This window comes from Actinosynnema sp. (assembly GCF_052038725.1).
Map to the genome: position 1 here is coordinate 1 of NZ_JBQGCX010000076.1, position 7496 is coordinate 7496.

The 7496-nt window shown below is 74.5% G+C and carries 9 protein-coding genes; 4 read left to right on the forward strand and 5 right to left on the reverse strand.

The window, feature by feature from the left end; genetic code table 11:
• Positions 1-45 precede the first annotated feature (45 nt).
• A complete protein-coding gene (locus tag ACTUAL_RS01490) occupies positions 46-498 on the reverse strand; it encodes a hypothetical protein (RefSeq protein WP_096491579.1) in 453 nt (150 codons plus the stop codon).
• 124 nt (positions 499-622) lie between these two features.
• Between ACTUAL_RS01490 and ACTUAL_RS01495 the strand changes: the two genes are divergently transcribed.
• Together ACTUAL_RS01495 and ACTUAL_RS01500 are read left to right on the forward strand one after the other, a co-directional pair.
• Entirely contained in the window at positions 623-1300 is a 678-nt protein-coding gene (locus ACTUAL_RS01495) for a response regulator transcription factor (protein ID WP_096491580.1), read from the forward strand.
• On the forward strand, positions 1297-2673 hold the full coding sequence (locus ACTUAL_RS01500; RefSeq protein ID WP_440898993.1) for a sensor histidine kinase: 1377 nt from the start codon (positions 1297-1299) through the stop codon (positions 2671-2673). Before ACTUAL_RS01495 ends, ACTUAL_RS01500 begins: the two co-directional genes overlap by 4 nt.
• On the opposite strand, the gene ACTUAL_RS01505 is transcribed toward ACTUAL_RS01500, so the two are convergent.
• The 3 genes from ACTUAL_RS01505 to ACTUAL_RS01515 all read right to left on the reverse strand — a co-directional run bounded on the left by ACTUAL_RS01505 (position 2670) and on the right by ACTUAL_RS01515 (position 5595).
• The gene (locus ACTUAL_RS01505; protein WP_440898994.1) at positions 2670-2990 is read right to left on the reverse strand and encodes a hypothetical protein; all 321 of its coding nucleotides are present in this window, start codon (positions 2988-2990) and stop codon (positions 2670-2672) included. The genes ACTUAL_RS01500 and ACTUAL_RS01505 overlap by 4 nt on opposite strands.
• A gap of 86 nt (positions 2991-3076) precedes the next feature.
• On the reverse strand, positions 3077-4156 hold the full coding sequence (locus ACTUAL_RS01510) for a potassium channel family protein (RefSeq protein ID WP_096491582.1): 1080 nt from the start codon (positions 4154-4156) through the stop codon (positions 3077-3079).
• A complete protein-coding gene (locus ACTUAL_RS01515; protein WP_440898995.1) occupies positions 4156-5595 on the reverse strand; it encodes a M20/M25/M40 family metallo-hydrolase in 1440 nt (479 codons plus the stop codon). Before ACTUAL_RS01515 ends, ACTUAL_RS01510 begins: the two co-directional genes overlap by 1 nt.
• Positions 5596-5654: 59 nt before the next feature.
• Between ACTUAL_RS01515 and ACTUAL_RS01520 the strand changes: the two genes are divergently transcribed.
• Together ACTUAL_RS01520 and ACTUAL_RS01525 are read left to right on the forward strand one after the other, a co-directional pair.
• Positions 5655-6038, forward strand: coding sequence for a DoxX family protein (locus ACTUAL_RS01520; RefSeq protein ID WP_440898996.1), 384 nt, complete (start codon positions 5655-5657; stop codon positions 6036-6038).
• 80 nt (positions 6039-6118) lie between these two features.
• Positions 6119-6664, forward strand: coding sequence for a hypothetical protein (locus ACTUAL_RS01525; protein WP_096491584.1), 546 nt, complete (start codon positions 6119-6121; stop codon positions 6662-6664).
• Positions 6665-6673: 9 nt separating this feature from the next.
• Here ACTUAL_RS01525 and ACTUAL_RS01530 read toward each other — a convergent pair.
• A partial coding sequence (locus ACTUAL_RS01530; RefSeq protein ID WP_440898997.1) for a RecB family exonuclease occupies positions 6674-7496 on the reverse strand: 823 nt, incomplete at its 5' end.

The following is a 7496-nucleotide window of genomic DNA, read 5'->3' on the forward strand; positions in this document are numbered from 1 at the left end:
GCCCCGCAGCCCGCGAGGCGGTCAAGGAGCGGGTTGCGGGTTCGGCTACGGGCCGGTCTTGGGGATCGTGGTGGGGAGTGGTGTGGGGCTGCGGCGGGTTAGCAGGTAGGCGTAGAGGGCGCCTGCCAGGCCGCTCAGGCAGACCAGCGTTCCGCTCAGGCGGCCTGCCAGGGGGATGGCGTTGTCGGGCACGGTGCTCGCCGACTGGAGCAGGGTGTCCGCTGTCGTGTTCGCCTTCACGAGCACGCGCACGATCTCGTTCTCGCTGTGGCCGCAGCCGTCCAGCTTGGCCTCGTGGCGGGTGCCGTTCAGGTCGTACGCGACCTGGTCGAAGGCCTCCGGGCCGCTGCAGGGGGCCGGGGTTGTCACGGTTGCCTCGGTCAGGGCGCCCTCGGCTGTGGATTCCGGCCAGGACAGGGCGACCACCACCGCTACCGCGGCGAGGCCGACGACGAGGAGCGCGAGCGCCCACCGGACGGGGTTGAGCCGAAGCGCCACGGGTGGATGTTGGCAGACGGCGTGTCGGGTTGTCGTGGGGGCTCGGGTGTGCGTTCGGCGGTCGAGCTGAGGGTGGGCTGAAGGTCGGCGGACGTTCCGGGGCTATCGGTCGCAGAATGGACCCGTGCCAACTGCTGCCAGGGTGCTGGTGATCGAGGACGCGGAGGCTATCGGGGCCGCGGTGGGCTCGGCCCTGCGCGAGCAGGGCTACCAGGTGCGGGTCCGGCCCGACGGGCGTGACCTGGAAGGGGAGTTGACGCGGTTCCGGCCCGACCTCGTCGTGCTGGACGTGATGCTGCCTGGGCGCGACGGGTTCGCGCTGCTGGAGGTGATCCGGCGGGGCAGCGGGGCCGGTGTGGTGATGCTCACGGCTCGGGACGGGGTGCAGGACCGGCTGCGCGGGCTGGACCGCGGGGCCGACGACTACGTGACCAAGCCGTTCGTGCTCGCCGAGGTGGTGGCGCGGGTGAGCGCGGTGCTGCGGAGGTTGGGGCGCACGCCGTCGACGGTGCAGATCGGGGACCTGGTCGTCGACGCGGACTCGGCCGTGGTCGTGCGGGGGAACGCGCAGGTCGAGCTGACGGCGACCGAGCTGCGGCTGCTGCGGTACCTGGCGGCGCAGCGGGGGCGGGTGGTCGGCAAGACGCAGATCCTCACGGCGGTGTGGGGGTACGAGGACTACGACCCGAACCTGGTGGAAGTGCACGTCAGCGCGTTGCGCCGGAAGCTGGAGGAGCACGGGCCCCGGCTGCTGCACACGGTCCGGGGACTGGGGTACGTGCTGCGCGCGGAGGACTCGTGAGCCTGCGCACGGTGTCGCTGCGGCGCCGGGTCACGGTGTCGTCGGCGGCCGTGCTGGCGGTGGTGGTGCTCGGGCTGGTGCTGCTGGTGGACTCGCAGTTCGAGGCGCAGTCGCGGCGGGACATGGACGCGGTGCTCCAGGACAAGGCGCGCGCGGCGCAGCAGTTCGTGAAGCAGCGGGTGCGGGGCGCGGAGCTGGTGAACCGGCTGGAGAACCGCGGCGTGCGGGTGCTGGTGGAGCTGCCCAGCGGGCTGAAGTTCGGGCAGGAGCCCAGCGGGGACGTGCGGCGGGAGGTGACCCGGAACCTCGCGGACGGGTCCACGGTGACGCTGTACGCGGACACGAGCGTGCTGTCGGCGGCGCAGTCGCGGCTGCGGAGCGTGCTGGTGACGGGTGGGCTGGCGGCCATCGGCGGGGCGGTGGTGGCGCTGGTGTGGGTGGTGCGCCGGGCGCTGGCGCCGCTGGACGCGATGACGACCCTGGCCCGCTCGATCGCGGCCGGGCGGCGCGGGCACCGGCTCAACCCGTCGCGGGTGGAGAACGAGCTGGGGCGCACGGCGGCGGCCTTCGACGACATGCTCGACTCGCTGGAGGGGTCGGAGCAGCGGACCAAGCGGTTCGTGGCGGACGCGGCGCACGAGCTGCGCACCCCGATCGCCGGGGTGCAGGCGGTGGCCGAGGCGCTGGTGCAGAGCTCGTCGGCGGAGGAGCGGGAGCAGTTCAACCTGCTGCTGGTGCGGGAGGCGCGGCGGGCCGGGCGGCTGGTGGACGACCTGCTGCAGCTGGCGCGGATAGACGCGGGGCTGGAGCTGCAGGTGGGGCCGGTGGACCTGCTGGGGCTGGCCGAGGCGGAGGTGGCGCGCAGCCGGTTGCTGGCGCCGGACCTGGACGTGGAGGCCGAGGGCGAGCGGGTCGTGGTGGTGGCGGACGCGGAGCGGTTGGCGCAGGTGCTGGTGAACCTGGTGGACAACGCGCGGCAGGCCACCGGGCCGGAGGGCGTGGTGCGGCTGCGGGTGTGGCGGGCCGGGGACCGGGCCTGGTTGACCGTGTCGGACAACGGGCCTGGCGTGCCGCTGCTGGAGCGGGAGCGGATCTTCGACCGGCTGGTGCGGCTCGACGAGTCGCGCGACCGGCGGCGGGGCGGGTCGGGGTTGGGGTTGTCGATCGCGCGGGGCGTGGTGCGGGCGCATGGCGGTGAGTTGACGTGCCTGGCGCCGCAGATGGGGCGACCGGGGGCGACGTTCCGGGTGGTGCTGCCGATCGGGGTCGAGGAGGGGGAGGCTGCGGGGGCGGCCGATCCCGTGGAACCGGCGAACCCGGCGGTGGAGCAGGGGGAGCCCGAGGAGGTCACCGGGGTGGGGGGACGAGGTTAGGACCGGCTCCCGGGGGCGTTGGGCCCGGCGGGGCCCCGCTCCACGGCCGCGCGCTCGGCCTTCGCCTCCCGGAGCGCGGCCTCCCCGGACTCCCGGTCGGCCCGGACGCCGCCGTCCGAGTAGAGGGACTGGAACACCAGCAGCGCGAGAGCGATCGTGATGATCGGGCCGGGGGCCACCTCGAAGCCATCCGCGCGGTGGCTGGGCAGCGCCACGCCGAAGACGAGGGCGGCCACGGCGCTCGCCGCGAGCGCCAGGTGGAACTGCTTCGGCCCGCGTTCGCCGTTCGCCGGGGTTCGGTTCGGTTCACCGCTCATGACCGAGGCGTACCCGGTGGAGGCGAAGAGGATTCACATCAGCCGGAGCCGGAGCCGCCCGCGTGGGGCGGCCCCGGTCAGGGGGATCAGCGCCGGACCAGCTCGTCCTCCTCCGGCGGCGTCACCTTCTTCACGTACAGCAGCTTGTCGCCCGCCTCCACCGCGTCCGCCTCGGCCGCGTCGATGCGGTACAGCTTCCCGCCCCGCACCACGCCCAGCACGATGTCCGACAGGTGCCGGGGCGAGCCGCCGACCTCCTCCGGCTCGACGTCGCGCTCCGCGATCGCCAACCCCGAGTCCGGGGTCAGCAGGTCCTCGACCATGTCGACCACGGTCGGCGTCGCGGTGGCCATGCCGAGCAGTCGCCCGGCCGTCTCGCTGGAGACCACCACCGAGTCCGCGCCGGACTGGCGCAGCAGGTGCTCGTTCTCCCGCTCCCGCACCGCCGCCACGACCTGCGCGCCGTCGCGGGCCAGCTCGCGGGCGGTCAGGGTGACCAGCACGGCGGTGTCGTCGCGGTTCGCCGCGACCACCACCGCCCGCGCCCTGGGCACCCCGGCGACCTTCAGCACGTCGTTGCTGGTCCCCGAGCCGAGCACGGTCACCAGGCCGATGGCGGAGGCCGCGTCGAGCGCCGACTGGGCGGTGTCCACCACGACGATCGAGCCGGGGTCCGCCCCGTCGCCGAGCAGGGCGCTCACGGCGGAGCGGCCCTTCGTCCCGTACCCGATGACGACCACGTGGTCGCGCACCTTGGTCCTCCACTTCTGAATGCGCAAGGCCTGGCGGGAGCGCTCGGTGAGCACTTCCAGGGTCGTGCCGACCAGGACGATCAGGAACAGCACCCGCAGCGGGGTGATGACGAGCACGTTGATGAGCCTGGCCGACGAGCTGGCCGGGGTGATGTCGCCGTAGCCGGTCGTGGACAGCGAGACGGTCGCGTAGTAGACCGCGTCGAGCAGCGACAGGCCGTCGCCGTTGACGTCGCGGTAGCCGTCCCGGTCCAGGTAGACGATCAGCACGGCGGCGATCAGCGCGGCCAGCGCGCCGATCACCCGCTTCATGATCGCCTGGACCGGGCTCTGCACCGTGTCGGGCATCTTGACCACGCCGACGAGGGAGTGGCCGGGGCGCTCGCTCAGCGGCTCCCCCATGAGGTGCTTCATCACGCCGGCGGCTCCCCGCTCGCGAGCCGCTCGGGCAGGGTGCGCCACAGCACGGCCAGCGCCTCGGCCCCGGAGAGCAGCAGCGGCACGACGACGCGCTCGTCGGGGGCGTGGATGTTGTCGTCGGGCAGCGCCACGCCGAAGTAGACGACCGGCACGCGCAGCGTCTCGTGCAGCACGGCGGCGGGACCGGAACCGCCCGTGCGGCTGAACCGGACCGGCTTGCCGAAGGCGCCTTCGAGGGCGTCGCGGACCGCGCCGACCGCCGGGTGCGCGACGTCCACCGCGTACGGCGGGACCCCGTCGCCCCGGCTGACGATCTCGGCGCGCAGGCCCTCGGGGGTGTGGGCGTCGACGAACTCGCGCAGCGCCTCCGCGACGTGCTCGGGGCGCTGTCCGGGCACCAGCCGGAACGACAGCTTCACGCGGGCGTCGGCGGGCACGACGGTCTTCAACCCCGGCCCGGTGTAGCCCGCGACCAGGCCGTTCACCTCGGCGGTGGGGCGCACCCAGACGCGTTCGAGGGTGGACCAGCCGCTCTCGCCGGACAGGCCCCGCGCCCGGCCGGAGTTGGTCAGCCACACCTGTTCGTCGAACGGGAGCGAGGCGTAGTCGGCGCGCTCGACGTCCGTGGGCAGCACGACGTGGTCGTAGAAGCCGGGGAGCTGGACGCGGCCGTCCTCGTCGTGCAGGGCGGCGACGAGCCTGGCGAGCGCGGTGGCCGGGTTCGGGATGCTGCCGCCCGCCCGTCCGGAGTGGACGTCGGTGGCGCCGCCGGTGAGCACGACCTCGGCGCCGTAGACGCCGCGCTGGCCGGTGCACACGGTCGGGGCCTCGCGCGAGTACAGCGGGGTGTCGGTGAAGACGACCAGGTCGCAGTCCAGCTCGGGGCCGTGGTCGGCGAGGGTGCGGGCGATGTGCGGGGAGCCGCCCTCCTCCTCGCCCTCGACGAACAGCTTGAGCGTGACCGCCGGGGTGGTGCGGCCGGTCGCGGCCAGGTGGGCGCGCACGCCCAGCAGGTGCATGGCGACCTGGCCCTTGTCGTCGCTGGCCCCGCGACCGAACAGCTCCTCCCCGACCAGGGTGGGCTCGAACGGGGGACGGGTCCACCGCTCGACCGGGTCGACCGGTTGCACGTCGTGGTGGCCGTAGACCAGCACGACGGGGGCGTCCGGGTCGGCGGACGGCCAGTGGGCGTAGACGGCGGGCGGGGCGGGCCCCTCGTCCCAGACGCGCACGTCCGGCCAGCCGTCGGCGCGCCGCGCCTCGGCCAGCCAGGCGGCCGACCTGGCGACGTCGCCGGGGTGGGCCGGGTCGACCCCGATGGAGGGGATGGCGAGCCAGTCCCGCAGACCGGCGAGGAACTCGTCGGCCCGCGCGGTCGTCGCCGCGCGCTCGGGGGGCTCGGGATGTTCGGAATTTTCCGGATCACCGCTCACGGTGCGGGAGGATAACCCTGGTGGCGCGGAGCCGGGGCACGCGTGACAGGGTGGGGGTCATGCACCACCCCGCTCGTTCCCGGTCGGTCCGGGCGCAGGCACTGGCCGCCCTGCTGGGCGTGGCCGGGCTCGCGCACTTCGCGCGGCCTGCGGCGTTCGACTCGATCGTGCCGCGCTCGCTGCCCGGCAGCCCCCGGACCTGGACGAACGCCTCCGGCGTCGCCGAGCTCGCGCTGGCCGCCGCCGTCGCCGTGCCGCGCACCAGGCGCGTGGGCGCGCTGCTCGCCGCGGGGTTCTTCGTCGCGGTCTTCCCGGCGAATGTGAAAATGGCTTACGACTACCGACGGGACTCCGCCCGCGCGAGGACACTCGCCTGGGGCCGCCTCCCGCTCCAAGTGCCGTTGGTGCTGTGGGCGTTGAGAGTGCGCAGGGACGCCCGCTGATCCGCGCCAGGCGACCGCTCGGCGACCGGGCCGGCTGTTGCTCCTGCCGCTCACATCGCGACTAGACCTAGGATGCACTAGTGCAACCGCTACTGCACCGTGCCGCCACGGCACTCGGGTGGCGCGGGATCGTGGTCCCGGACGTCGCCGTACTCGGCCAGCGGGTGTCAGCCGTCGTGCGGCTCCGCGCCGACGTGCACCGGTGGCGGAGCGCGAACGACTGGCCGCCGCACGCCGACCCGTCCTGGTTCCGCTCCTGGTTCGAGCCCTCCGTCCACGACCGCCTCCCCGTCTCCGCCGTCGAGCTGGTCGGGGTGCTCGTCGGGGAGTGCAGCGCCGACCAGGCGCTCCAGGCCTGCGGGACGCTGATGACCCTCGCGCCCTGCGCGGTCGTGCTGCCCACCGCCCAGCGCGACGAGGCGTGGCCGCTGATCGAGCTGGACTACTACGGGATCGGGGTGGTCGCGGTCGACGAGGAGGACGAGGGCGCCCCGGCCGAGCTGGTCGTGCCGCCGGAGGACCGGTCGGCGGAGTTCGGGCCGTCGCTGTTCGGGCGGTGGCTGCTGGAAGTGCTGTACGAACGGGTGCTTAAGGAGGTCCCCGACCACGCTCGGGTCAGCTCCTGAGGGCTCGGCTCACTCCTTCGGGCGAAGATCGGGCACCGTCCGGATGAGGGCGCGCAGCCCCTCGGCGTCGAGCAGGTCGGCGGGGCGGAGCGTGCGGTCGTCGCGGACGTAGTGGAAGGCGGCCCTGACCAGCTCCACCGGGCTGCCCGACAGCGACGCCCAGGCCAGCCGGTACGCCGCGAGCTGCACGGACAGCGACGGCACCCGGTCGGCCTCGGGCACCCGGCCGGTCTTCCAGTCCACGACGGTCCACCCGCCGTCGGGGTCGGCGAACACGGCGTCCATCCGCCCGCGCACCGCGAGTCCGTCCACCTCGGCCTCGAAGGGCACCTCGACGGCGTGCGGCGTGCGGTCGGCCCAGGCGCTGGCCAGGAACGCCTCCTGCAGCCGCCCCAGCTCCCCGTCCGGCACGGCGTCCTCGTCGGCGGCGCCGGGCAGCTCGTCCAGCTCCAGCAGCCGGACCGCCCCGAACCGCCGCTCCAGCCAGGTGTGGAACGCGGTGCCCCGGCGGGCGAGGGGGTTCGGCGGGAACGGCAGCGGGCGGCGCAGGCGGCGGGCCAGCTGGTCGGGGTCGGTGGCCAGCTCGACGAGCTGGCTGACCGACAGGTGCTCGGGCAGCAGGACGCGCTCGCGCCGGTCCATGGCGGCGGCCCGCTCGGCGAGCAGCACGTCGACGTCCCGCGCCCAGCCCTCGGGATCGGCGGCGTCGGGATCGCTGATCTCGGGGTCGCTGATCCCGGGGTCGGCGGCGAGGGGCTCCTCGGGGAGGTCCGCCTCTTCGGGGGACACCGAATCACCCTCGGGAGCGAACCCCGGCGGGGTGGCGGCGCCT

Excerpts from the sequence above, each read along its gene's own strand:
- ACTUAL_RS01505 (WP_440898994.1), bottom strand. The coding sequence starts at position 2,990 with ATGAGCGGTGAACCGAACCGAACCCCGGCGAACGGCGAACGCGGGCCG.
- ACTUAL_RS01510 (WP_096491582.1), bottom strand. The coding sequence starts at position 4,156 with ATGAAGCACCTCATGGGGGAGCCGCTGAGCGAGCGCCCCGGCCACTCC.
- ACTUAL_RS01520 (WP_440898996.1), top strand. The coding sequence starts at position 5,655 with ATGCACCACCCCGCTCGTTCCCGGTCGGTCCGGGCGCAGGCACTGGCC.